The sequence below is a fragment of the Pseudoxanthomonas winnipegensis genome (assembly GCF_030322905.1).
In the GTDB taxonomy this organism is placed as follows: domain Bacteria; phylum Pseudomonadota; class Gammaproteobacteria; order Xanthomonadales; family Xanthomonadaceae; genus Pseudoxanthomonas_A; species Pseudoxanthomonas_A winnipegensis.
In genome coordinates, this window is record NZ_CP095475.1 from 2921763 (window position 1) to 2947068 (window position 25306).

19 protein-coding genes are annotated in these 25306 nt (G+C 69.2%); 7 read left to right on the forward strand and 12 right to left on the reverse strand.

The window, feature by feature from the left end:
• Positions 1-104 precede the first annotated feature (104 nt).
• Together MWN52_RS12920 and MWN52_RS12925 are read left to right on the forward strand one after the other, a co-directional pair.
• Positions 105-2177, forward strand: a complete 2073-nt coding sequence (locus tag MWN52_RS12920) for a carbon starvation CstA family protein (protein WP_286574936.1) — start codon at positions 105-107, stop codon at positions 2175-2177.
• Positions 2177-2401: a YbdD/YjiX family protein gene (locus MWN52_RS12925; protein WP_286574937.1), complete on the forward strand. Its 225-nt coding sequence runs from the start codon at positions 2177-2179 to the stop codon at positions 2399-2401. The genes MWN52_RS12920 and MWN52_RS12925 overlap by 1 nt, the downstream gene beginning before the upstream one ends.
• Positions 2402-2982: 581 nt before the next feature.
• Here the strand turns inward: MWN52_RS12925 and MWN52_RS12930 are convergent.
• A complete protein-coding gene (locus MWN52_RS12930) occupies positions 2983-3744 on the reverse strand; it encodes an SDR family NAD(P)-dependent oxidoreductase (protein ID WP_286574938.1) in 762 nt (253 codons plus the stop codon).
• Positions 3745-3856: 112 nt separating this feature from the next.
• Here MWN52_RS12930 and MWN52_RS12935 point away from each other — a divergent pair, with 112 nt between their 5' ends.
• The 3 genes from MWN52_RS12935 to MWN52_RS12945 all read left to right on the forward strand — a co-directional run bounded on the left by MWN52_RS12935 (position 3857) and on the right by MWN52_RS12945 (position 7037).
• Entirely contained in the window at positions 3857-4771 is a 915-nt protein-coding gene (locus MWN52_RS12935; RefSeq protein ID WP_286574939.1) for a LysR family transcriptional regulator, read from the forward strand.
• A 254-nt stretch (positions 4772-5025) separates the two neighbouring features.
• On the forward strand, positions 5026-5784 hold the full coding sequence (locus MWN52_RS12940; protein WP_286574940.1) for an ankyrin repeat domain-containing protein: 759 nt from the start codon (positions 5026-5028) through the stop codon (positions 5782-5784).
• 68 nt (positions 5785-5852) lie between these two features.
• Positions 5853-7037: a Tle-like phospholipase domain-containing protein gene (locus tag MWN52_RS12945; protein ID WP_286574941.1), complete on the forward strand. Its 1185-nt coding sequence runs from the start codon at positions 5853-5855 to the stop codon at positions 7035-7037.
• A 105-nt stretch (positions 7038-7142) separates the two neighbouring features.
• Here MWN52_RS12945 and MWN52_RS12950 read toward each other — a convergent pair whose 3' ends face one another.
• The 4 genes from MWN52_RS12950 to MWN52_RS12965 form a co-directional block, all read right to left on the reverse strand.
• Positions 7143-8291, reverse strand: coding sequence for a serine hydrolase domain-containing protein (locus tag MWN52_RS12950; protein ID WP_286574942.1), 1149 nt, complete (start codon positions 8289-8291; stop codon positions 7143-7145).
• Between the two features lie 200 nt (positions 8292-8491).
• Positions 8492-9460 carry a hypothetical protein gene (locus MWN52_RS12955; RefSeq protein WP_286574943.1) on the reverse strand — a complete coding sequence of 323 codons (969 nt, stop codon included), beginning with the start codon at positions 9458-9460 and terminating at the stop codon, positions 8492-8494.
• Between the two features lie 114 nt (positions 9461-9574).
• Positions 9575-11641, reverse strand: coding sequence for an alpha/beta hydrolase family protein (locus MWN52_RS12960; RefSeq protein WP_286574944.1), 2067 nt, complete (start codon positions 11639-11641; stop codon positions 9575-9577).
• A gap of 267 nt (positions 11642-11908) precedes the next feature.
• Complete coding sequence (locus tag MWN52_RS12965; protein ID WP_286574945.1) at positions 11909-13879, reverse strand: OPT family oligopeptide transporter; 1971 nt, start codon at positions 13877-13879, stop codon at positions 11909-11911.
• 151 nt (positions 13880-14030) lie between these two features.
• Here MWN52_RS12965 and MWN52_RS12970 point away from each other — a divergent pair, with 151 nt between their 5' ends.
• A complete protein-coding gene (locus tag MWN52_RS12970; RefSeq protein ID WP_286574946.1) occupies positions 14031-15794 on the forward strand; it encodes a peptide MFS transporter in 1764 nt (587 codons plus the stop codon).
• 263 nt (positions 15795-16057) lie between these two features.
• Here the strand turns inward: MWN52_RS12970 and MWN52_RS12975 are convergent, their stop codons facing one another.
• Positions 16058-16612: a single-stranded DNA-binding protein gene (locus MWN52_RS12975; RefSeq protein ID WP_286574947.1), complete on the reverse strand. Its 555-nt coding sequence runs from the start codon at positions 16610-16612 to the stop codon at positions 16058-16060.
• A gap of 170 nt (positions 16613-16782) precedes the next feature.
• Between MWN52_RS12975 and MWN52_RS12980 the strand changes: the two genes are divergently transcribed.
• Positions 16783-17784 carry a polyprenyl synthetase family protein gene (locus tag MWN52_RS12980; RefSeq protein WP_286574948.1) on the forward strand — a complete coding sequence of 334 codons (1002 nt, stop codon included), beginning with the start codon at positions 16783-16785 and terminating at the stop codon, positions 17782-17784.
• Between the two features lie 70 nt (positions 17785-17854).
• Here MWN52_RS12980 and MWN52_RS12985 read toward each other — a convergent pair whose 3' ends face one another.
• The 6 genes from MWN52_RS12985 to queA form a co-directional block, all read right to left on the reverse strand.
• Entirely contained in the window at positions 17855-18658 is an 804-nt protein-coding gene (locus tag MWN52_RS12985) for a dienelactone hydrolase family protein (RefSeq protein WP_425608032.1), read from the reverse strand.
• 802 nt (positions 18659-19460) lie between these two features.
• A complete protein-coding gene (gene secF / locus MWN52_RS12990; RefSeq protein ID WP_286574949.1) occupies positions 19461-20429 on the reverse strand; it encodes a protein translocase subunit SecF in 969 nt (322 codons plus the stop codon).
• Between the two features lie 91 nt (positions 20430-20520).
• Entirely contained in the window at positions 20521-22407 is a 1887-nt protein-coding gene (gene secD, locus MWN52_RS12995; RefSeq protein WP_130535600.1) for a protein translocase subunit SecD, read from the reverse strand.
• 139 nt (positions 22408-22546) lie between these two features.
• Positions 22547-22894: a preprotein translocase subunit YajC gene (yajC, locus tag MWN52_RS13000; protein WP_130521110.1), complete on the reverse strand. Its 348-nt coding sequence runs from the start codon at positions 22892-22894 to the stop codon at positions 22547-22549.
• Between the two features lie 172 nt (positions 22895-23066).
• Positions 23067-24209, reverse strand: a complete 1143-nt coding sequence (tgt, locus tag MWN52_RS13005) for a tRNA guanosine(34) transglycosylase Tgt (protein ID WP_286574950.1) — start codon at positions 24207-24209, stop codon at positions 23067-23069.
• Positions 24206-25249 (reverse strand): tRNA preQ1(34) S-adenosylmethionine ribosyltransferase-isomerase QueA, encoded by a 1044-nt coding sequence (gene queA, locus MWN52_RS13010; RefSeq protein WP_286574951.1) that lies wholly within the window; start codon positions 25247-25249, stop codon positions 24206-24208. Before queA ends, tgt begins: the two co-directional genes overlap by 4 nt.
• Positions 25250-25306: the final 57 nt, after the last annotated feature.

Consider the following 25306-nt stretch of genomic DNA (forward strand, 5'->3'; position numbering starts at 1 on the left):
GCGGCTACTAGACCAAAGTAGGAGCCGTCACCAGCACAATGGATGATTGACCCCCGCCGGGGCTTGTTGAACCCTGTCTGCCACATTACAGCCGGGGACATTTCATGAAGGGGCTATCCAAGGTCGCCTGGGCGCTGCTCGCGCTCCTGGGCGCGTTCTGTCTGGGGACGGTGGCGCTGCGGCGCGGGGAAACCGTCAACGCGTTGTGGATCGTGGTGGCGGCTGTCTCGCTGTATCTGGTCGCCTACCGCTACTACGCCTTGTTCATTGCCAGCAAGGTGATGCGGCTGGATCCCACGCGGGCCACGCCGGCGGTGCTGCGCAACGATGGTCTGGACTACGTGCCGACCAACAAGCATGTGCTGTTCGGCCACCACTTCGCCGCCATCGCCGGCGCCGGCCCGCTGGTCGGCCCGGTGCTGGCCGCGCAGATGGGCTACCTGCCCGGCCTGCTCTGGCTGGTGCTGGGCGTGGTCTTCGCCGGCGCGGTGCAGGACTTCATGGTGCTGTTCATTTCCAGCCGGCGCGACGCGCGTTCGCTGGGTGATCTGGTGCGCGAGGAGATGGGCCAGATCCCCGGCACCATCGCCCTGTTCGGCGCCTTCCTGATCATGATCATCATCCTGGGCGTGCTGGCCATGGTGGTGGTCAACGCCCTGGCCGAGAGCCCGTGGGGCACCTTCACCGTGTTCGCCACCATGCCCATCGCGATCCTGATGGGCCTGTACATGCGCTACATCCGCCCGGGCAAGATCGGCGAGATCTCGGTGGTCGGCCTGGTGCTGCTGCTGGCGGCGATCTGGCTGGGCGGCAAGGTCGCCGCCGACCCGAGCTGGGGCCCTGCACTGACCTTCACCAAGGTGCAGATCACCTGGATGATGATCGGCTACGGTTTCGTCGCCTCGGTGCTGCCGGTGTGGCTGCTGCTGGCGCCGCGCGACTACCTGTCCACCTTCCTCAAGATCGGCACCATCATCGCCCTGGCCATCGGCATCCTGATCGTGATGCCCGATCTGAAGATGCCGGCGCTGACCGAGTACGCGCACACCGGCAAGGGTCCGGTCTGGACCGGCGGGCTGTTCCCGTTCCTGTTCATCACCATCGCCTGCGGCGCGGTGTCCGGCTTCCATGCGCTGATCTCCTCGGGCACCACGCCCAAGCTGCTGGCCAATGAGGCGCACATGCCCTACATCGGCTACGGCGGCATGCTGATGGAGTCCTTCGTGGCGATCATGGCGCTGGTGGCGGCCTGCATCATCGACCCGGGCGTGTACTTCGCCATGAACGCGCCGCCGGCCGTGGTCGGCACCGACGTGGTGGCCGTGGCCGCCAAGGTCAGCGAGATGGGCTTCGTCATCACCCCCGACGTGCTCACCGCCACGGCCAAGGACATCGGCGAGAGCACCATCCTCAACCGCGCCGGCGGCGCGCCGACGCTGGCGGTGGGCATCGCCCAGATCCTGCACGCGGTGCTGCCCACCGGCGACTCGATGGGCTTCTGGTACCACTTCGCGATCCTGTTCGAGGCGTTGTTCATCCTGACCGCGGTCGATGCGGGCACGCGCTCAGGCCGCTTCATGCTGCAGGACCTGATCGGCAACTTCGTCCCGGCGATGAAGCGCACCGAGTCGTGGACCGCCAACATCATCGCCACCGCCGGCTGCGTGGCGCTGTGGGGCTATCTGCTGCATTCGGGCGTGACCGATCCGTTCGGCGGCATCAAGACGCTGTGGCCGCTGTTCGGCATCTCCAACCAGATGCTGGCCGGCATCGCGCTGCTGCTCGGCACGGTGGTGCTGTTCAAGCTCAAGCGCGACCGCTATGCCTGGGTCTGCGGCATCCCGGCGCTGTGGCTGCTGGCGTGCACCACCACGGCCGGGCTGATCAAGCTGTTCGACAGCAACCCGGGCCAGGGCTTCCTGGCGCAGGCGCACAAGTTCCAGGACGCGATCGGCCGCGGTGAGGTGCTGGCGCCGGCCAAGTCGATGGCCGAGATGCACAAGGTGGTGGTCAATGCCTACGTCAACACGGCGCTGACCACGCTGTTCCTGCTGGTGGTGGCGATGGTGCTGGTGTATTCGATCAAGGCGATCCTGGTCGCGCGCCGCAACCCGCAGCGCAGCGATCGTGAGACCGAGTACGTGGCGCTGACGCCGGCCCAGATGGCGGACCTGTGATGGGCACCGCGCTGGTTCCCGTCGGTCAGTACCAGATGCACCGCCGCGTGTGGCGGCGCCTGGTGCAGACCGCGCGGCTGTGCTGCGGCATCCCCGACTACGACAACTACGTGCGCCATGTGCTGGAGAAGCACCCGGACCGCACACCGATGGACTACAAGACCTTCTTCCGCGAGCGCCAGGAAGCGCGCTTCGGCGGGGGGCGCGGCTTCCGCTGCTGCTGAACTTGAAAGGGCGGCCTCGGGGCCGCCCTTTCTTTTCAGCTCTTCCCGGACTGCCAGGACAGCACCTGCCCGCAGCCTGCGCGCGGGTCCGGTGAGCTGACTTCGCCAACCAGCCTCGACCCGGGCGGGCGCGGCTCTGCAGCGCGCTCTTTCCCCTCCCTTTCGCCGCAGGCGAAGGGGAGGGCCGGGGTGGGGTGCTTTTGCTCTTGCTTCGCTGGCTTTCCCGGTAAAGCCCCGACCCCTCCCCAGCCCTCCCCTGCGCTGCGCGCAAGGGAGGGGGCCTCTCACGTCGATGATGTCCCGTCACCGACCGCGTTGTGCGCGACGAAGGGTTCGAAGGCCCCCGCGCCACAAGCCGAAGCCCTGCGACCTGACGTGCGAGGCAGCGGGTCGGCGGCCGGTGGCCGCGCCTAGCGAGGCAGGAAGTCGAGCGCCTTTAAGACAGGACAGGATGCCCTGATCGAGGGATAAGCGGACACCGGCCGCCGGACCGCTGCCCACCCGAAGCCGGAACGCTCTCGCTCCAAAACCCTTCAGTCGAAAAACCTCTCTTCGCCTCCAAATTCCAGCGGCACCCAGGCTTAAACCAGCATGCCGCCCGAGGCCTCCACGCGCTGGGCGTTGATCCACTGCGTGGCCGGGTCGAGCAGCACGGCGATGACCGGGCCGATGTCGTCGGCCTTGCCCGGGCGGCCGAGCGCGGTGACCGAGGACACCATCGCGTTGACCTGCGCATCGTCGCGCACGCGGCCGCCGCCGAAGTCGGTCTCGATGGCGCCCGGGGCCAGCGTGTTGACGCTGATGCCGCGCGCGCCCAACTCCTTGGCCAGATACCGGGTGAACACCTCGATGCCGCCCTTCATCATCGCGTAGGCCGAACTGCCTGGCAGCGCGAACCGCGCCAGGCCGCTGGAGACGTTGAGGATGCGCCCCCCATCGGCGATCAGCGGCAGCAGCGCCTGGGTCAGGAAGTACGGCCCGCGCAGATGCACGGCGACCATTTCCTCGAACTGCGCCGGCGTGGTCTCGGCGATCGGCGCGTACAGCGCGGTGCCCGCGTTGTTCACCAGCGCATGCAACTGCGTGGCCTGCCACTGGCCAAGCTGCGCGCGCAGCGCCTCGACGAAGCCGGGCAGCGCCGCGGCGTCGGCCACGTCGAACTGCAGCGCGGCGGCGCGGCGGCCCAGCGCCTGGACCTGTGCGACCACCGCCTGGGCCTCGTCGGCATGGCTGCGGTAGGTCAGGATCACATCGCTGCCGGCCTTGGCCACCGCCAGCGCGCCGTTGCGGCCCAGGCCACGGTTGGCGCCGGTGATCAGGGTGATGCGGGGGGACGTGCTCATGGGAAGGCTCCTGGCAGGCGCGGAGTGCGCCGATGCAGCGCACCTTATTGGGATTGACGCAGTCGATAAATCACTCGAATCTGGCATTACTGTTCAACATCGGTGAACAATCATGGAGTTCGCCCAATCCCTGCGGACCTTCCAGCGCGTGGTCGAGCTGGGCGGGTTCACCCGCGCCGCCGAATCGCTGGGCCTGCCCAAGGCCAGCGTGTCCACCGCCGTACAGCAGCTGGAGGCGCGCGTGGGCACGCAGCTGCTCCACCGCACCACCCGCCGCGTGCAGCCCACCGCCGATGGCCGCGCGTTCTATCAGCGCAGCCGCGACGTGCTGGCCGACCTGGAGGAACTGCAGGGCATGTTCCTCACTGAGGGCCGGCAGCTGCGCGGCCGGTTGCGCGTGGACATGAGCAGCGGCATGGCGCGCCTGCTGGTGCTGCCGCAGCTTCCGGCGTTCCTGGCCGAGCATCCGCAGCTGGAGATCGAGCTCAGCGCCACCGACCGGCTGGTGGACGTGGTCCGCGAGGGCTTCGACTGCGTGCTGCGCGGCGGCACTCCGCAGGACAGCGCCCTGGTCGCGCGGCCCTTAGGCGTGATGCACATCGTCAACTGCGCCAGCCCGGCCTACCTCGCCCGTCGCGGCACGCCGCACGGCCTGGAGGACCTGGCCACGCACGAACTGGTGCACTACGCCAGCGTGCTCGGCCAGCGCCCGTCGGGCTTCGAGTACTTCGACGGCGAGGCCTACCGTCTGCTGCCGATGGGCGGCGCGGTCACGGTCAACAACGTGGAGGCCTACCACATCGCCGCGCTGGCCGGCCTGGGCATCATCCAGGTGCCGCTGCTGAGCGTGCGCGACGCACTGGCACGCGGCGAGCTGGTCGAAGTGTTGCCGCAGCTGGTGGCCGAGCCGATGCCGCTGACCCTGCTCTACGCCCAGCGCAGGCATCTGCCGCGACGCGTGCGGGTCTTCATGGACTGGCTGGCCGGGCTGCTGACGCCGCATCTGGCGCCGCTGCCCCGCGGCTGATACGAGGCGCGGCCCCCGCCCTGGCGGCGCGCAGGCGTCATTGCCGTCTGTTCCGCCGGCGCGGCCACGGTAGACCGCCGCGACGTTGCCGGTGCCAGGCCAGCGAGGCCTTGAAGCCCCCGCCCTGTCTCTCGATGCCGTGACGGATGCACGGTCGCGATGCTTGTCTGGGTGACGCAACGCTTTGCTAGTATCGGGACGCGGCCCGGCACGAGGGCGGGCCGACGCACCCGCAGACGGAAAGGAACCCCGCAATGCGCAGGCACGTCCCGGCCCTAGCGGCCCTCGCGACTTCCTTGCTCATGGCTTCATGCGCCGCCGGACCGGTCGGCGCGAAGGAGAAGACCGGCATGTCAGCAACGATGAAGGACAGCTCTCGCATCCCCTTCCACGATCCGGCGATCGTGCCGATGGCGCAGGCCATCCAGCACGGCGACATCGCCCGCATCCGCGCGCTTGCCGGCTCGACCGACCTGGCCGCACACGGCGAGGACAACGTCACCCTGCTCGAATGGGCCATTTGGACCGAACAGCCCGAGGCGCTGGCGGCGCTGCTCGAGTCCGGCGCCGACGCGCGCCTGCTGGGCATGGACCAGGAGACCGTCGCCCACATGGCCGCCATGGTCGAGCCGCCCGAGCACCTGCGCGTGCTGATCGCGCACAAGGCGCCGGTGGACATCGTCAGCCCGCGCGGCGGCCGCACGCCGGTGTTCTCCGCGGTGCAGTCCGGCCGCGCCCCGCAGCTGGAGATGCTGATCGAGGCCGGGGTGGATCTGAATCGCAAGGACAGCATGGGCAACACCTTGCTGCACGAAGCGGCCTCGGCGAACAACGGCAAGGCGCTGCTGCGCCTGCTCGAGGCCGGCGTCGACCCGCGCGCGGTCAACGCGCAGGGCGTGACCTTCCAGTGCTACTTCTTCATGACACGGGAGCGGCTGCTCAACGCGCAGGGCAAGCAGGAGCGCGCGGCCGTCGAAGCCTGGCTGACCCAGCACGGCGTCGCCCGCGAGTAGACCGGTCGGCGGCGGCCCGTCGCCGATGACGCGGGCCGTTGGCCCGACCAAGACGCAAGGATTGGCGAATGGATGATCGCAACACACCGCAGAACGAGGGATTCGCGGCCCAGGTGTCGGGCATGCAGCCGCGGCCGATCGACCGCGACCTGTCCACCCTGCTCCAGGACAACTATGCCGTGGCCGATCTGCGCCGCGGCGTGTCGGGGCCGGCGCCGACGCTTCCCGGAGGCTGGGCGCGGATGGGCGACGACGATCTGCGCGCGCTGGGCATCGACCCCGCCTTGCAGCACAACGCCAAGAGCGGCTTCGACGCCTCGTTCTACCGCGATCCACAGGGCCACGTGGTCCTGGCCTTCGCGGGCACCGACGAGGGCAAGGACTGGAAGCACAACGTCGGCCAGGGCCTGGGCTTCGACGACCCGCAGTACCGGCAGTCGATCGAACTGGCCAAGAAGGCCAAGGTCATGCTGGGCGACGACCTCATCCTCACCGGGCATTCGCTGGGCGGCGGACTTGCAGCGGCCGCGGCGCTGGCGTCCGATACGCCCGCGGTGACCTTCAACGCCTCGGGCGTGCACAACAAGACCTTGGAGCGCGCAGGGCTGGATCCCAAGGAGGCCAAGGCCTACGCGGCCGAAGGCCTGATCCGCAGCTACGCCGTCAAGAACGAGCTGCTGACCTATCTGCAGGAGGACAGCTTCCCGCTCAAGTACGCCATGCCCGACGCGCCGGGGCACCGCATCACCCTGCCCGATCCGGAGCCGCTGGGCGTGTTCGAGCGGCTGGTCCCCGGCAGGATGCTCATGCACCGGTTGGATCTGCACTACATCGACGCGGTCATGCAGGCGCAGGACCAAGCCGGCCTCGGCGCGCGCGCCAGCACCGCCGAGGGCGCGAGTGCGCCCACCGCCAACCGCCTGCTGGACGACGCGGTGCGCGGCCTGGCGCCGCAGCGTCAGCGCCTGGGGCTGCAGGACGACGAGGCCTTCCTCAACACCGCCGCCAGCCTGGCGGCCGACGCCCGCCGCGAAGGCCTGCAGCGCATCGACCACGTGCTGCCCGGGCGGCAGGGCGAGGCGGTGTTCGCGGTCCAGGGCGGACTGGCCGATCCGACGCAACGGCGCAGCGCGGTGGACCTGGCACAGGCCAGCGCCGAACCGGCACGCGACAGCGCCGCGCAGCTGCGCCAGCAGGAATCCCCGCAGCTGGCGGCGCAGCACGAACCGCACAGGCGCGCACTGCAGGCCTGAGGAGCGCTCGCGGTGACGATCGTTGCCGGGTCCGCATCCCTCGCCGCTGCCGCGGTGATGAGACGACGTAAAACCTTGCCTTGACGCCGCCGCCGGCCGCGACGCTCAGGACGTTCCGTACTCCCAGTCGTAGGGCACACCGGTCTTGCCGAGCACGAACTCCACCAGCTCGGCGAAGCCCTTCTCCGCGCGCACATCGTTGCCCAGCACCAGCAGGCAACGCTGCTGCCGGCGCAGGCAGACCAGCGTGTTGCCGGTGGTGTCGTTGTGGCCGCCCTTGAAGAAACCCGGGCCCTGCGGCCCTTCGAACGTCACCACGCCCAGCCCGGCGGAAAGATCCTTGCGCCGCTGCGCCGGCGGCAGCTCCACCTGCAGCGTGGGGAACTGGCTGCGGGTGGTGATCGGCCGCTGCGGGCTCAGCATCTCGGCCTGCTCGCGCGCGCCGATGCCGCGGCCGGCCACCAGTGCGGCGGCGAACCTGGCCAGATCGCGGATGGTGGTGTCCATCGAGCCGGCCGCGCGCACCCGCGAGCGCTCGTCGTGCGGCGCGGGCTTGCCGTTCGCGTCCCAGCCGTCGGCCAGGTTGCCGGCGAAGTCCGGCCGCCACTTCAACGCGGTGCGCGTCATGCCGAGCTCGGCGAACACCGCATCGGTGCCCTGCCCCACATCCAGGCCGCGGCCCTGCTCGAGCACGAACTGCAGCGTCGCCAGGCCATCGCCGGAATAGGCGTAGCGCGTGCCGGGATCGAAGTGGAAATGCAGCTTCTCGTCCGGCTCCAGGAAGCCGAAGTTGGCGAATCCGCTGGCATGCTGCAGCAGGATGCGCGGCGTGAGCTTGCGCCAGCGCTCGTCCAGCGCGCTCCAGTCGGTATAGCGGGTCACCAGGTCCTCGCCGGTGTACTGCGGCAGCGGCTGCGGCAGGTCGTCGGCGATGGAGGTATCCAGCGCGATGCGCTCCTGCCCCACCCATCGCATCACGGTATAGGCGAACACCGTCTTGGTGAGCGAGGCGCCGTACATCACCGTGTCGACGGTGAGCGGGTCGCCCTGCGCGTTGCGCTTGCCGTAGGCCTGCACATAGACCGGCTGGCCGCGGTCGATGATGGCGATGGCCAGGCCCTGGGCGCCGGTGCGCTGCATCAGCGTGGCGACCTGCGCGTCGATCTGCGCGGGCTTGGGCAGGGCGCGGGCGAGCGCGGGCGCGACGGCGAGGCACAGGGTGGTGCACAGCAGACAGCCGATGACGGACTTCATGTCGCATCCTCCGCGGACGGCGGCGAACGGGAATCACCGCGTGCACCCCACGCTAGCGCGCACCGCAGCCCGCGCGCCCATGCCGCAAGTCACGCGGCGCGGCGGACCTGGCGTGGGCCGACACCTGGCCTGGCCCCACCAGCGGCTGCCTCAGAACACGAGTCTCCCAGCAGAAGCGAACCCGCCTCGCCCGTTCAGACCTACCCGCGTCCCAGCAGGCGCCTGCCCAGCCGGCGGACCAGGCGCAGCAGCGCACGCGGCTGGCGCGCCTCGACATTGCCGCGGCGGGCACGGGTGGCCGGCCCCTGCTGTGCATCGATCAGGGCCAGGCCGCTCAACTGCACGACCGACATCACCCGCCGCACCGTGTGCGGCGCCACGCCGGTCTGGATCACCAGCTCGGCCAGGGTGTAGTCCTCGTCGCGCAGCCGGGCCAGCACCGCGAGCCAGTCCGGCGGCGTGTTGGCCAGATCCAGCGTGGGCCAGGCGGCCAGCTGCAGGCGCGCCGGCGGCAGCACCGGCAGGGCCAGCGTCGGACGCACCGCCAGGCGCCACCACAGCGGGGCGATGGCGTGGCTGGTGGTGACATCGTCGCGGTAGAGGCGCTGCCAGTCGGCCTCGTCCAGCACCGTGGACTGCCAGCGCGGGTCTTCGACGTGGTCGAGCAGTTCGTCCAGCGGCATGCGCCGCAGCATGTGCAGCTGGCCGCGCGCCGGATCGACCACCACACGGAACAGGCCCAGCTCCATCAGCAGCCGCCGCGCGCCCGGGTCGCGCCGGTCCAGGCGCAGGCAGTCGATCAGGCGCAGCGAGCGCAGGTTGACGCCCGGCTGGCCCGCATGCCCGGCCGCCAGGCCGGCCTTGAGCGCCTCGGCGATGCGCCGCACCGAGGCGTCCGGGCGCAGCTCGCTCTCGCCCTGGCGGCCGCTGGCCTCACGCGAGAAGGTCAGTACCGGCAGGCGCGCGGCCCACGCCGCACGGATCGCCTGGACGCCCTCGGGCGCGCCGCCGTCGGCCACCAGCAGATCGACCTGCGCGCCCGTCCAGGGCACCAGCCTGATGTCGAGCAGGTCGGCCAGCAGCAGGGCGCTGGCGACCTTCAGGCGCGTGGCGGGCAGCGGCTCGAGGCCGGCGAAGGCCACGGTGAACCGATGCGTTGCGGTGGGCATGGACAACTCCTGCGGGGGCAGGTTCGTGAGGGATGCCGCGGCTGATGGTGCCTGCAAAGAAAAGGCCGCATGCGCAGACGGCGTGCGGCCTTTCCGACTGCGCACGCGTCGACTTTACTCGCCGATGTGCTGCTTGAGCCAGGCGTTGACCGTGTCGTGCCACAGGATCGAGTTCTGCGGCTTGAGCACCCAGTGGTTCTCGTCGGGGAAATACAGGAACTTGGACTCGATGCCGCGACGCTGGGCCGCGGTGAACGCCGCCAGGCCCTGCTCGACCGGAATGCGGAAGTCCTGCTGGCCGTGGATCACCAGGATCGGCACGCGCCAGTTGGCGACGTGGTTGATCGGGTTGAACTTCTCGTACTTCTCCGGGTTGTCCCACGGCGTGCCGCCGTTCTCCCATTCGGAGAACCACAGCTCCTCGGTGCTGTAGCCCATCATGCGGTTGTCGAACACGCCGTCGTGGTCGACCAGGCACTTCCAGGGCTGGTTCCAGGTGCCGGCGATCCAGTAGGTCATGTAGCCGCCGTAGCTGGCGCCCAGCGCGCAGGCCTTGTCGCCGTTGAGGAAGGCGTACTGCTGCTGCGCGGCGGCCCAGCCCTTCTGCAGGTCCTCCAGCGGGCGATCGCCCCAGTGCTGGCTGATCGCATCGGTGAAGGCCTGGCCGTAGCCGGTGGAGCCGTGGAAGTCGATCATGACCACCGCATAGCCCTGGCCGGCGTAGGTCTGCGGATTCCAGCGATAGCTCCAGCCGTTGCCGAAGCTGCCCTGCGGGCCGCCATGGATCAGGAAGGCCACCGGATACTGCTTGCCCTCCTGGTAGTTCCACGGCTTGACCACGTAGCCGTGCACGGTGTCGTTGTTCCAGCCCTTGAAGGTGAACTGCTCGTAGTCGCCGAATTTCACCTCCGGCAGCACCTCGCCGGCGCTGGGGGTGATCGCGCGCGGATGCTGGCCTTCCAGATCGGCCACGAAGATCTGGTCGCCGCTCTTGAGCGAGTTGCGGGTGAAGGCCAGCGTGGGGCCGGCCACGCTGGCCGAACCGACGCTGCCCTCGCCCACCAGCTGGCTGACCTTTCCACTGGCGATGTCGACCTTGAACAGCGGGTGCTGGCCCAGGTCATCGGCGCTGGTGTAGATCGACTTGCCATCGGCGGTCAGCACGATCTCGCCGGCCGAGCGGTCCCAGTCCGCGGCGATCTCATGGGTCTTGCCGGACTTCACGTCCATCGCCATCAGGCCGAAGCGGTCGGCCTCGAAGCCCGGGCGCTTCATCGCGCGGTAGTACAGGGTCTTGCCGTCGGCGCTGAACACCGGGCCGGCGTCCCAGGCCTTGTTGACCACCGTCAGGTTCTTCGGCGCGGCGCGGCCGGCGGCGTCGAGCTGGTAGAGATCGAAGTTGGTCGACCACGGCTCCTCGCGTCCGGCCACGCGGATGCTGGCCACCACCGAGCGGCCGTCCGGCGACCAGGCGATATCGTCCATGCCGCCGAACGGCTTGGACGGCGCATCGCCGGCGATGGTCGCGCTGATCGCCGAGGCCCCGACCACCGGCTTGGCGCCGGCCGCCGGCAGCGGCGCGACGAACAAGGTGTTGCGACGACCGTCGTTCCAGGTATCCCAGTGGCGCACGAACAGCTGATCGAACACCTTGCCGGTCGCCTTGGACTTGGCCGCCGCCTCGAGCTTGCCCTTGGTGCAGGCCAAGTCAGAGCCGCAGTCCTGGAAGACTCCGGCGCTGAAGACGATGCGATCGCCGGTGGGCGAGAGCTTGTAGCCGTCCACGTCCACGGCGAAGTCGGTCAGCTGGCGCGGCTCTCCGCCGGTGGCCGGGATGGCGTACAGCTGCTGGCTGCCGGACTTGGCGCTCAGGAAGTACAGCGTCTGGCCATCGGGCGAGAACGCCGGCGAGTTGACGTTCCAGCCTTCGGGCGTGATCTGGTTCGGCGGACGCAGGTCGCGCGTGCGCAGGTCGCGCTGGTACAGCGCGGTGCTGGCCTTGGTCGCCTCGGCATTCATCACGCGCTTGGCGAACACCACCCGCCCGCCATCGGGCGAGAGCGTGGGCGAGGACACGCGATCCAGCTTGACCAGGTCGTGCACGTCGAAGCCGCGCTCGGCGGCGGCGGCCGGCAGCGCGGCGATCAGGGCCAGGGACAGCAAGGCGGGACGAAGCGTCATTGCGCGGACTCCAAAAACTTCAAAAAGTGGCCGATGGTAGGCCGCCGCGGCGCGGCGGCGCAAAGCGAGAGCGCGATGGTGGTGTGGTGTGGTGTGGGAGCCGCCATGGCGGCTCCAACCTGTAGAGCGGAGCTTGCTCCGCTGGGGCTTCCCCATGATCCGGCCGAAAAGCAGCGGAGTCCCCAAAAGGGGATTGCCACAAGCTCCGCTCTACAGGCAGGCCGCTGCGATTTGAGGAGACTGTTGCTCCCACGGAAGCGGGACGGCTCAGGCCGCCTGCTCGCCCTTCTTGCCGGTGCGATACAGCAGCCAGCCGACCAGCGCCAGCACCGCCAGGCCGATCCACTGGCCCAGGTCCAGGCCGACCGACAGCACGTCGGCGCGGCTGCTGAGCACGATCGGCACCGCGATCGCGATGCCCATCAGCGCCTCGCCGGTGATCAGGCCGGCGGCGAACAGCACGCCGGGGCGATGCACGCGGTCGCGCGCGTCCTCGTCGTCGGCGCGCACCTTGTGGAAACGCTCGACCAGGTGCGCGATCAGGCCACCGAGGAAGATCGGCACCATCAGCTCAAGCGGCAGGTAGATGCCGATGGCCGCGGCCAGCACCGGCACGCGGAAGCGCTTGCCGCTCGATTTCAGCCATTCGTCGATGGCGATGACCAGCGCGCCGACCACCGCACCGAGCGCGATGAAGGTCCACGGCAGCTGGCCGCCGAACAGCCCGCGCGCGACCGAGGCCATCAGGTTGGCCTGCGGCGCGGCCAGTGCGTTGGGATGCTCGGGCGTGGGCGCGCCGATGCCGTAGGCCTGCGAGAGCAGGCTCAGCACCGGCGCCATGATCAGCGCGCAGGAGAACGCGCCGATGCCCAGCATCAGCTGCTGCTTCCACGGCGTGGCGCCGACCAGATAGCCGGCCTTGAGGTCCTGCAGGTTGTCGCCGCCGACCGCCGCGGCGCAGCACACCACCGCGCCGATCATGATCGCGGCCACCGCGCCCAGCGGCGCGCCGCCTGTGCCGACCGGGGTCAGGCCGCTTGAGCCCATCAGCAGGGCCAGCACCGCCGAGGCGAACAGGATGGTGGAAATGGTGATGCCCGAGACCGGATTGTTGGACGACCCGATCAGCCCGGCCAGATAGCCGGATACCGAAACGAACAGGAAGCCGGCCACGACCATGATGATCGCCATCGGGATCGACACGTGCCACGCGTCGACGATGGCCTGGTACAGCCCCAGCAGCGGCAGGGTGAACACCACCAGCGCCACCAGCATCCACTTCATCGGCAGGTCGCGCTCGGTCTCGGCCAGGGCCACGCCGCCGCTGCCCTTGCGCGCGGCGGCGAAGCCGGACTTGATCCCGCCCAGCAGCGACTTGCGCAGCGAGAACAGCGTCCAGATGCCGCCGATCAGCATCGCGCCCACACCCAGGTAGCGGATCTTGGCGCTCCAGATGGCATAGGCGGCATCGGCCGAGGAGGCCGCGGCGATCTTGGCCGCCAGCGCCGCGTCGGAGCCGGCGAAGAAGGCCTGATACAGCGGGATGGCGATGTGCCAGGACAGGATCGAGCCGGACACCACCACGATGCCCACGTTCAGGCCGACGATGTAGCCCACGCCCAGCAGCGCCGGCGAGAGGTTGGTGCCGATGAAGGCGGTGACCCGGGCGCTGCCCAGGTAGGTCGACTGGGTCCAGGTGTCGGGGATCAGCCGCAGGCCGCTGGCGGCAGCCAGCTTCACCAGCGCGCCGATGGCCGCGGACACGGCCAGGATCTTCAGGCCCGGGCCCGGATTCTCGCCGGCCTTGAGCACCTCGGCCGCGGCCTTGCCCTCGGGAAAGGGCAGCGGCTCCTCGACGATCATCGAGCGGCGCAGCGGCACCGAGAACAGCACGCCCAGCAGGCCGCCCAGGCCGGCGATGCCCAGCACCCACCAGTACTTGAAGTCCGGCCAGTAGCCCATGATCACCAGCGCGGGGATGGTGAAGATGACGCCGGCGGCGATCGACGAACCGGCCGAAGCGCCGGTCTGGACGATGTTGTTCTCCAGGATCGTGCCGCCGCCGAGCAGGCGCAGCACGCCCATCGAGACCACGGCGGCGGGGATGGCCGTGGCGATGGTCAGGCCGGCGAACAGGCCCAGGTAGGCATTGGCGGCGGAGAGCACCACGGCCAGCACGACGGCCAGCACGACGGCACGGAAGGTGAGCTGCCGCGGCGCGGCGACGGGCTGCTGCATGGTCTTGGGCCCTGCGGAAGACGTAAAGCGGCAACGCTACTCCAAGCCGGCGAGCCGGGCCAAGTGACGATTGCCACGGTCGGGCGCCGCCGGCCCCGTCCTGGCGGCGCACTGGCATACTCGCGCGCCTGTCATTGCCGCAAGGTCGCCCGTGTCCGCCACCTCCGCCGCCCTGCCCGCCCGCGAGGACTTCCTGGGCCATCCCAAGGGCGTGTACGTGTGCTTCTTCACCGAGATGTGGGAGCGCTTCTCCTTCTACGGCATGAAGGCGCTGCTGCTGCTGTATCTGACCAAGCATCACCTGTTCGGCGACGACGCCGGCTACGACCTGCTGGGCGCCTACGGCGGGCTGGTGTACTGCATCCCGGTGATCGGCGGCCTGCTCGCCGACCGCTGGCTGGGCATGCGCAAGGCGGTGATCTTCGGCGGCCTGCTGCTGGTGGCCGGCCACGTCGGCATGGCCTTCGAGGGCCACACCGCCACGGTCAGCGGCGGCCAGGTGCTGCGCGATGAGGGCAGCCTGCGCATCACCTATCTGTCGCTGGCGCTGATCATCATGGGCGTGGGCTTCCTCAAGCCCAACATCTCCACCATCGTCGGCAGGCTCTATGCGGACGACGACCCGCGCCGGGACTCGGGCTTCTCGCTGTTCTATGCCGGCATCAACCTGGGCTCGCTGTTCGCCTCGCTGGTGTGCGGCTATCTGGGCGAGGCCTACGGCTGGCGCTACGGCTTCGGCGCGGCCGGCATCGGCATGCTGGCCGGGCTGGCGATGTTCCTGTGGGGCCAGAAATACCTGCACGGCCATGCCGAACCGGCCAACCCGGCCTCGCTGCGCGAGCGCGTGGCCGGCCTGCCGCGCGAATGGCTGATCTATCTGCTGGCCGTCGTCGGCGTGCTGCCGATCGCCTGGCTGATGTGGGCCACCGCCAACGGCGCGTTCGCGCTCGGCGGCGAGGTCACCCTGGCCCAGCTGCTGATGCTGGTGGTGCTGGGCGGGGTGCTGCTGTGGTTCGCCTGGTTCCTCGCCACCCAATGCACGCCCGAGCAGCGCCGCCAGATGCTGGCGCTGATGGCGCTGATCTTCATGGCCCTGGTGTTCTTCACCCTGTACGAGCAGACCTACGGCTCGTGGGTGACCTTCAACGACCGTCTGCTGACCAAGGACATCGTGCCGGCGCTGGTGATCCGCGACGGCACGCCGCTGCCGTGGTCGATCGTCTCGCTGCTGCTGGCGCCGATCGCGTTCGTGGCGGCGGCCTCGCTGTCAGACCGGCATCCGCAGTCCAAGGCGCCGCGCACGGTGTTCGCCATCGCCGCGGCGATCATCGTGGTGCTGCTGGTGCGCGACTGCCTGGTGCTGCCGCAGACCGCCGGCTCGCTGACCTACCTCGGCGCCCTGTTCCTGGTCCTGCTGGCGCCGATCTTCGCCGCGCTGTGGGCCTGGCTGGACCGGCGCGGGCTGGACCCGTCCAAGCCGGTGAAGTCGGCCTGGGGCCTGCTGCTGGCCGGCGCTTCCTTCATCCCCCTGGCGCTGGCCGCGCAGCACGTGGGCAGCACCGGGCAGATGGCCAGCGTGTGGTGGATCGTGGTCGCTTACTTCGTGCTGGAGCTGGGCGAGATGTGCCTCTCACCGGTCGGCCTGTCGGCGGTCACCCAGCTGGCCGTGCCGCGCGTAGTCAGCCTGATGATGGGCACCTGGTTCCTGGCCACCGCGTTCTCGGAAATGCTGGCGGCCATGTTCGGCAAGCTCGCCTCCATCGACGTGCCCCAGGGCCAGACGATGGACCTGGTCGAGGCCTCGGCCCGCTACGCGCACCTGTTCTGGCTGATGATGTGGATCGGCCTGGGCTGCGGCGTGATCGCACTGGCCGCCGCCCCGCTGCTCAAGTGGATGATGCGTCCGCATCGCTGAAGGCGGCCGGCGGCAGGCGCTCCATGAAGGGAAGGAACCCCGCAGCAGGCGGGGTCTTTCGATTTGTTCGCCAAAACGTGGGCGCATGAACCTTCCGAGCCGCGCTGAATGCTGGAGCAGCACTTCGCCGCAGCGCCTCGACCCGGCCGGGGGCGGTCCTCCGAAGCCGGAGCAATCCGTGTGCCGTACCGCATCGATCGCCAGAACAGCAAAGAAAAAGCCCCGCGATGCGGGGCTTTCCAGTCGACACCCATGCCGTCGGCTCAGAACGGAATGTCGTCGTCGGCGAAGTCGTCCATCGGCGCAGGCTGCTGGGCCGGGGCCTGGCGACGCGGCTGCTGCTGGCCGCCGCCGTATCCACCACCGCCGCCACCACCACCGTAGTTGTCGCCGCCGCCGCGCTGACCACCGCCGCCACCGCCGTACTCCTGGCGCGGCGCGCGCTGCGGACGATCGCCGCCGCCCATGCCACCACCGCCCTCGCCGCGGCCGCCGAGCATCTGCATCTCGTTGGCGACGATGTCGGTGGTGTATTTCTCCACGCCGTCCTGGCCGGTGTACTTGTCGTAGCGGATCTCGCCTTCGACGTAGACCTGCGAGCCCTTGCGCAGGTACTCGCCGGCGATTTCGCCGAGCTTGCCGAAGAACACCACACGGTGCCACTCGGTGCGTTCCTGCTTGTTGCCTTCACGGTCATTGCGCACGCTGGTGGTCGCCAGGCTGATCCGGGTGACGGCCATGCCGCCCTGCGTGTACTTGGTGTCCGGGTCGTTGCCCAGGTTGCCCACCAGGATGACCTTGTTGATGCCGCGTGCCATGAGGATTCGTCCGGTTGCGAAGCGCCCGCCGAATGCGGGCTGCGGACAGTGGATTATAGCCGGCCCGTCCGGTCTACCGGAAAACCCCGCGCCGGCGTGTAGGACATCGCCGACCGGAACTCACCCCGGCCCACCTATAATCGCCGTTCTCCTTGGAACTCCCAGGCCGCATGTCCGCCGTTCAGCTCCCCTCCGCCGCCCTGGCGCTGCCGCAGATCCAGTCCCTCGCCGCGGCGGACATGGCGGCCATCGACGCCCTCATCCGCCGTCGCCTGGCCTCGGACGTGGTGCTGATCAACCAGATCGCCGACCACATCATCTCCGCCGGCGGCAAGCGCCTGCGGCCTATGCTGGTCGCCCTGGCCGGCCGCGCCTGCGGCGTGGACGCCGGCCCGGAACACCACCAGCTGGCGGCGATCATCGAGTTCATCCACACCTCGACCCTGCTGCACGACGACGTGGTGGACGAATCGGACCTGCGCCGCGGCCGCAGCACCGCCAACGCGCTGTGGGGCAACGCGCCCAGCGTGCTGGTCGGGGACTTCCTGTACTCGCGCAGCTTCCAGCTGATGGTCGAACTGGACCGCATGGCCGTCATGCGCATCCTGGCCGACACCACCAACCGCATCGCCGAGGGCGAGGTGCTGCAGCTGCTGCACGTGCACAACCCCGACACCGACGAGGCCGCCTATCTGCGCGTGATCGAGCGCAAGACCGCGGTGCTGTTCGCCGCCGGCACCCAGCTGGGCGCGCTGGCCTCCGGCGCCGACGCCGCCCTGCAGCAGCGCCTGTACGACTACGGCATGCAGCTGGGCTACGCCTTCCAGATCGCCGACGACGTGCTGGACTACACCGCCGACGCAAGCGATCTGGGCAAGAATCTGGGCGACGACCTGGCCGAGGGCAAGGCCACGCTGCCGCTGATCCACGCCATCGCCCATTCCGACGCGACCACCCAGTCGCGCCTGCGCCAGATCGTGGCCGACGGCCAGACCGACGCCATGCCCGAAGTGCTGTCCGCGATCCACGCCACCGGCGGCATCGCCTACAGCCAGCGCCGCGCCACCGAGTACGCCAGCGCCGCCGAGGCCGCGCTGGAAGGCCTGCCGGAAAACGACGCCGTCGCCGCCCTTCGCGGCCTGGCGCGTTACGCGGTCGAGCGCCGCCACTGAGGCTAAAGAAGCGAGGCGTGAGCAAGAGCGGCCGCGTGCCCGCGCTCGATCACGCCTCATGCTTCTTCGCTCACTCCCGCTTCGAAAACACTTCCTCGAAGAAGTCCTGCGCCATCCGGTAGGCGCGCTTGGCCGCACGCGCGTTGTAGACGCAGCCGGGCGGGCTGTTCGCGCCAGGGATGGCGAAGCAGTGCACCGCGCCGCTGAAATCGACGAACTGCCAGTCCGCGCCGGCCGCGTCCATCTCCTTGCGGAAGTCAGCGATGCTCTGCGCCGATACGCCCCGGTCGTCCGCCCCGTTGAGCACCAGCACCGGCGTCTTCGCCGAACCCGGCTTGGCCGGCGTGCTGCCCGGCTCCAGTCCGCCATGGAAGGTGACCACGCCGGCCAGCGCATCGCCGCCGCGCACCAGTTCCAGCACCGTGGTGCCGCCGAAGCAGAAGCCGAAGGCGCCGATCCGCGCCACATCCAGCGGCGCGGCGCCGGCCTGCGCCTTGAGCACCTCCACCGCCTTGCGCACGCGGGCGCGCAGCGCTGGCCGATCGCCCTTGAGGCCACCCGCCAGCTTGCCCGCCTCCTCGGCGTTCTTCGGCCGCACGCCGGTGCCGTAGACATCGGCCACCAGCACCACATAGTCGTCGCCGGCCACTTCGCGGGCCCGATCGACCGCCGCATCGGTCACGCCCATCCAGTCCGGCACCATCAACAGGCCCGGACGCTTGGCCTTGCCAGCGTCGTCGTAGACCAGCACGCCGGAGAACGCCTGATCGCCGACCTTCCACTGCACCGGCCTGGCCACCTCCCTGGCCGCCGCCGGCAGCGCGGCCGCCAGCAGCGTCGTGGCGACCAGCAGCATTGCCGAGAATCTGCCCATGTCCTGCCCCTCCCGTTCGTTTCGGATGCCGGCGAGTGTAGGCCCGCGACCGCATCGACGATGCAAAGGCGCCCCCGCACGCGCAAGCCGGCTCACCAACCGGGCTCCTCGCCGGTACGCGGATAGATGAACCTGCAGACCGCATGAGCTCGGGCGGAGATTGCACTTCCCCGCCAGCCTTGACCCAGCCAGGCGGCTCCTCGGCTCGGTCCGCCATCCCTGGCCGACTCGCCGCCGCAGGCCATGCCTGGCTGACGCTTACGCGCCCGACCGGATCGAGGCGCAGCGATCACGAGATCAAGGCTCCTTTCGATCAGAAGGCGTTGGGCAAAACGCTCTGCCCCCTCCCTTTCGCCGCAGGCGAAGGGGAGCTCGAAGTCGCGAACTAGCGACTGAGGGGGTGGGGTGATTTTGCTCTTCGCTTCTGTGGCTCGCCCGAGAAAGCCCCGACCCCTCCCCATCCCTCCCCTGCGCTACGCGCAAGGGAGGGGGCCTCAAGTCGACGCTCTCCCGTCACTGGCCGCGTTGTGCGCGAGGAGGGGTTCGCACGACTCTGCAAATCGAAGCCTCGTGACATGACGCGCGAGGCAGCGGTCCGGCGGGCGGTGGCCGCGCCCAGCGAGGCAGGAAGCCGAGCGCCCGAGTCAGGGCAGGATGCCCTGATCGAGGGATAAGCGGCCACCGCCCGCCGGACCGCTGCCCCTCCGAAGCCAAAGCGCCCCCACCGCGATCGCAAAGAACCCAAAAACAAAGGCCGCACTGAAAGCGCGGCCTTTGCCAGAGTCGAAAGCGGCGACAGCGCTCAGGGACGGCGCGCCAGCGCCTCCACATCCTTGGCCTTGGGCAGCAGATCCTGCTTGGTGACCTTGAACGGACCGATGCTCAGCAGCGGCACCGCCACGATCACCGAGGACACCACCACGATCACCGCACCGACCATGTGCGTCTCGGCCAGCCCTTCCATCGAACGGCCGCCGTACAGATACAGCGCCAGCGCCGACAGGAAGAACATCACCGCCGTGATCACCGTACGCGAGAGCGTCTGGTTGATCGAACGGTTGAGCACTTCCAGCGGCTCCACGCGCAGACTGCGGAAGTTCTCGCGCACACGGTCGAAGACCACGATGATGTCGTTGATCGCAAAGCCCATCACCGACAGCAGACCGGCCAGCACCGTCAGATCGAACTCACGGCCCAGCAGCGACATGTAGGCCACCGTCAGGATCAGGTCGAAGAACGCCGTCAGCGAGGCGACCACCGCGAACTTCCACTCGAAGCGGAACGCGATGTAGATCAGGAAGCCGGCCAGCATGAAGATGGTCGCGTACAGACCGTTCTTGGCCAGGTCCTTGCCCACCTGCGGACCGACGAACTCACCCGGCTGCACCGTGGCCGGATTGGCATCGCTGGTGACGACCTTGCGCACCGACTCGGCCACGGCGCGACCGGCGTTCTCGTCGTTGTTGTGCTCGCCATGCGGCTGCAGGCGCACCATCACATCGTTGGCGCTGCCCACGTTCTGCACCTGGGCGTTCTCGAAGCCGTTCTGGTCCAGCAGCGTGCGCAGGTGGTCCACATCGACCGGCTTCTCGAAGTGCGCGCGCACCACGGTGCCGCCGGTGAACTCCAGCGCGTAGTTGAAGCCCTTCAGGCCGATGATGGCCAGCGAGGCGATCAGGAGCACCACCATCAGCACCAGCACCGGCTTGCGCGGGCGCATGAAGTCGATCTTGGTGTCGTTGGGAACGATGTGCAGCGGGAAAAGTTTCATGCCACGTTTTTCCTTGAGAAGTCCGCACACGCAGGTGCGGGCTTTTGCGCGGGACGCGCGTACTGGCGCAGGCGCTTGCGAGGGCCTGGCGTCAGATCGCGACCGAGTTGAGCTTCTTGCGGCGACCGTAGATCAGCGTGGCCAGGGCGCGCGAGACGGTGATCGCGGTGAACATCGAGGCGAAGATGCCGATGATCATCGTCAGCGCGAAGCCCTTGAGCGGACCGGTGCCGAAGGCGAACAGCGCGATGCCCACGATCAGGCCGGTCAGGTTGGCGTCCAGGATGGTGCCGCTGGCGCGCTCGTAGCCCTCGGCGATGGCCTTCTTGGCCGGCACGCCCAGGCGCAGCTCCTCGCGGATGCGCTCGTTGATCAGCACGTTGGCGTCCACCGACAGGCCGACCGACAACGCCAGACCGGCGAAGCCCGGCAGGGTCATGGTCGCGCCGAAGATGGACATCACCGCCACCACGATCAGCAGGTTGAACAGCAGCGCCACCGAGGTGATCGCGCCGAACACGCGGTAGTAGATGGTGAAGAACACCAGGGTGAACAGGAACGAGTACACCACCGCCTTGATGCCGCGCTCGACGTTCTCCGCGCCCAGGCTGGGGCCGATCACGTATTCCTCGACGAAGCTCATCGGCGCGGCCAGGGAACCTGCGCGCAGCAGTTTGGCCAGGTTGTCGGCCTCATCCTTGGTCAGGCCGGTGGTCTGGAACTTGTTGCTGAAGACGCCGTTGATGGTCGAGGGCTGCAGCGCTTCCTCGCTCACGCGCACGCTGCGCACCTCCTTGCCATCGACCATCTTCACTTCCGGGATGCGCTCGATGTAGACCACCGCCATGCGCTTGCCGACGTTGACGCTGGTGAAGTCGAACATGCGCTGGCCGGCGACGCTGTTGAGCGTGATGTCCACGGCCGGCTGGCCGTTCTGGTCGACGTTGGAGACGGCGTTGACCATCTGGTCGCCCGAGGCCAGCACGCGCTTGTTGAGCAGCACCGGGCCGCGGTTGTCGCGCAGCTGGTAGAGCTTGGCTTCCGGCGGCACGTTGCCGGTGCGCATGGCCTCCAGCGCGTCGCCTTCGACCACGGCGCGGAACTCGATGGTGGCCGTGGCGCCGATCATGCGCTTGGCCGCGGCGGTGTCCTGCACGCCCGGCAGTTCGACCACGATGCGGTCGCTGCCCTGCTGCTGGATCACCGGCTCGGCCACGCCGAGCTGGTTGACGCGGTTGCGCAGGGTGGCGATGTTCTGCTGGATCGCATCGCCGGAGATGCGGGTCAGCTCGCTCTCGGGCAGGCCGATGACGATGCGCTGGCCCTGCACGTCGTAGGTCAGCGCCGAGGCGCCGACCAGCGCGCCGGAGGCGCTGGCGTTGGCCGGCGCCAGCACCTTCATCAGCGCATCGCGCGCGGCGGTGGCGCTCTGCCCCTCGGCCACGTTGACCACGATGGTGTTGTTGGCGCCGCGCAGCACCGAGTCGACGCGGATCTTGGCGTCGCGCAGCGCGACGCGGGCGTCTTCGGCGTAGGCCTCCACGCGCTTGTCCAGCGCGGCCTTCTGGTCCACCTGCAGGGTGAAGTGCACGCCGCCCTGCAGGTCCAGGCCGCGCACCATCGGCTTGGCGCCCAGCCTGGACAGCCAGGCCGGCACGGTCGAGGCCAGGTTCAGCGCCGGGGTGTAGTTCTCGCCCAGCGATTCGCGCAGCGCGTCGTTGGCCTTGGCCTGCGCGTCGGGCGTGGACAGGCGCACCAGCAGGTCGCCGTCGCGCTTCTCGATCTGCTTGGGCGTGATGCCCGCCGCCTTGAGCGTCTCATCGACCTTGGCGCGCAGCGCATCGTCGATGGCCGCGCCGCGGCTGGCGGTGATCTGCACCGAAGGGTCCTGGGGATAGATGTTGGGCAGCGCATAGATCGCGCTCACCACCAGCACTACCAGGATCAGGACGTATTTCCAGCGGGGAAACTCGAGCATTGCTTGGCACCCGCGCCGAGCAGGCGCGCATTTGGTTGATCGAACCTGTGACCACCGGCCCCGGATCTCGGGGCCCCCGGCACGGCGTTGAACGGCAAGACGGACCGCGCCAGGCGGTCCGTCGGGTGAAGCGGGTGGTTCAGACGGCTGACTTCAGGGTGCCCTTGGGCAGCACGTTGCCGACCGCGCCCTTCTGCACCCGCACCTTGACCCCGTCGGCGACTTCGACGGTGACGAAGTTGTCGCCGATCTCGGCCACGGTGCCTGCGATACCGCCGGAGGTGATGACCTCATCGCCGCGCGAGAGCTTGTCCAGCAGGGCCTTGTGCTCCTTCTGGCGCTTCATCTGCGGGCGGATCATCACGAAGTACATCACCGCGATCAGGACGATCGGGAACACCAGCATCGACAGGCCACCGCCCTGCGGGGCGGGCGCGCCGGCGGCCTGGGCGTGGGCGGCGGGGATCAGGAAATCGAGCAGATTCATGTCAACAAGGTCCATGGTTGGGCCGAAAGCAGCCGGGAATTATGCCATGTGGCCGCCAGCGCGTGGCCGCAAGGCCCGCGTGCGTGCGATTCACCCCAATTCCCCGCATCGTGCCCTTATCCGACAGCGCCGGCGGGCAAAAGTTTCCCCGGCGCGCGCGGTGACAATCCGGTCACCCCGGCACGGCCATCCCGCGCTCCGCATAGAACGCGGCGCGGAAGGCCTGGAACCGCCCCTGCTCGATGGCCTGGCGCATCTGCGCCATGAGCCACTGGTAGTACCACAGGTTGTGCAGGGTGCCGAGCATCGGCCCGAGCATCTCGTTGCAGCGGTCCAGGTGGCGCAGGTAGCTGCGGGTGAAGCCGTTGCGGCAGGCGTAGCAGCCGCAGCCCGGCTCGATCACGTCCAGGTCGTGCTCGTACTTGCTGTTGCGGATGCGCACCGTGCCGAAGCGGGTGAAGTAGTGACCGTTGCGCGCGTTGCGGGTCGGCATGACGCAGTCGAACATGTCCACCCCGCGCGCCACGCCCTCGACCAGGTCCTCGGGCCGGCCCACGCCCATCAGATAGCGCGGCTTGTCGCCCGGCAGCTGCGGGTGCAGATGGTCGAGCATGGCATTGCGCTCGTCTTCGGTCTCGCCCACCGCCAGGCCGCCGATGGCATAGCCGTCGAAGCCGATGTCCTGCAGCCCCTGGGCCGACTGCGAGCGCAGATCGCCGTGCACGCCGCCCTGGACGATGCCGAACAGCGCCGCGTCGTTGCCCAGCCCATCGTGCGCCTCGCGCGAGCGCCGCGCCCAGCGCAGGGACAGCTCCATCGACTTGTGCACCACCCGCTTGTCGACCGGCTTGCCGTCCACGTTCACCGGCGGGCACTCGTCGAAGATCATCACGATGTCCGAGTCGAGCACGCGCTGGATCTTCATGCTCTCCTCCGGGCCCAGGAACACCTTGGCGCCGTCGGTCGGCGAGGCGAAGGTCACCCCGGCCTCGGTGATCTTGCGCCGGTGCGCCAGCGAGAACACCTGGAAGCCGCCCGAGTCGGTCAGGATCGGCCTGTCCCAGCGCGCGAAGCCATGCAGGCCACCGTGCTGGCCGATGACCTCCAGGCCCGGGCGCAGGTACAGGTGGAAGGTGTTGCCCAGGATGATCTCGGCGCCCAGTTCCTTGATGTGCTCGGGGAACACGCCCTTGACCGAGCCATAGGTGCCCACCGGCATGAACGCCGGGGTCTGCACCGTGCCGCGCGGAAAGCTCAGCTGGCCGCGCCGGGCGTTGCCGTCGGTGGCCTTGAGCGTGAAGTCCATGCGGCTCATGCCGACGCCTCCTGCGCCTGCGGGAACAGCAGCATCGCATCGCCGTAGGAGAAGAACCGGTAGCCCTGCGCCACCGCATGCCGGTAAGCCTGCAGGATGCGCGCCTTGCCGGCGAAGGCCGAGACCAGCATCAGCAGCGTGCTCTCTGGCAGATGGAAGTTGGTGATCAGCGCATCGACGCTGGTGATGCGATAGCCGGGGAAAATGAAGATGCGCGTCTCGCCGGCGAAGGGCTGCAGCTGGCCCTCGCGGGTGGCGCTTTCCAGCGCGCGCACAACCGTGGTGCCGACCGCGATCACCCGGCCGCCGGCAGCGCGGGTGCGGCGGATCTGCTGCACCAGCTCGGCGCCGACGTTGAGCCATTCGCTGTGCATGCGGTGCTCGCGCACGTCGTCCACGCGCATGGCCTGGAAGGTACCGGCGCCCACATGCAGGGTGATGTGGCCGAACTGCACGCCCTGGGCCTTCAGCCGTTCCAGCAGCGCTTCGTCGAAATGCAGGCCCGCGGTCGGCGCGGCGACCGCGCCCAGCTCGCGCGCGAACACGGTCTGGTAGCGCTCGTCGTCGTCCTGGCCTGGCTCGCGGGTGATGTACGGCGGCAGCGGCATGCGCCCGGCCTTGAGCAGCCAGCTGTCCAGCGCATCGCCGACCTCGAAGCGCAGCTCGTAGAACTCGCCCTCGCGGCCCAGCACCTCGCAGTGGCCGCCGGCGTCCAGCGCGATGCGGCCGCCCGGCTTGGGCGATTTGCTGGCGCCGATCTGCGCATGGGCACGGTTGTCCGGCAGCAGGCGCTCGATCAGGATCTCGACCCGTCCGCCGGTGTCCTTCTGGCCGAACAGCCGCGCCGGGATGACGCGCGTGTCGTTGAACACCAGCAGGTCGCCGGCGCGCAGCTGCTCCGGCAGGTCGCGCACGTGCAGGTCGGCCAGCGGCGCATCGCCTGGCGGGACGATCAGCAGACGGCTGGCGGAACGCTCGGGCAGCGGCGCCTGGGCGATCAGCTCGGGCGGCAGGTCGTAGTGGAAATCGGACTTCTTCAACGCGGGCAGTCGGTGTCGGGTCAGCCGCGTATTCTAGCGGGCCGGCGCGGCCGGCCC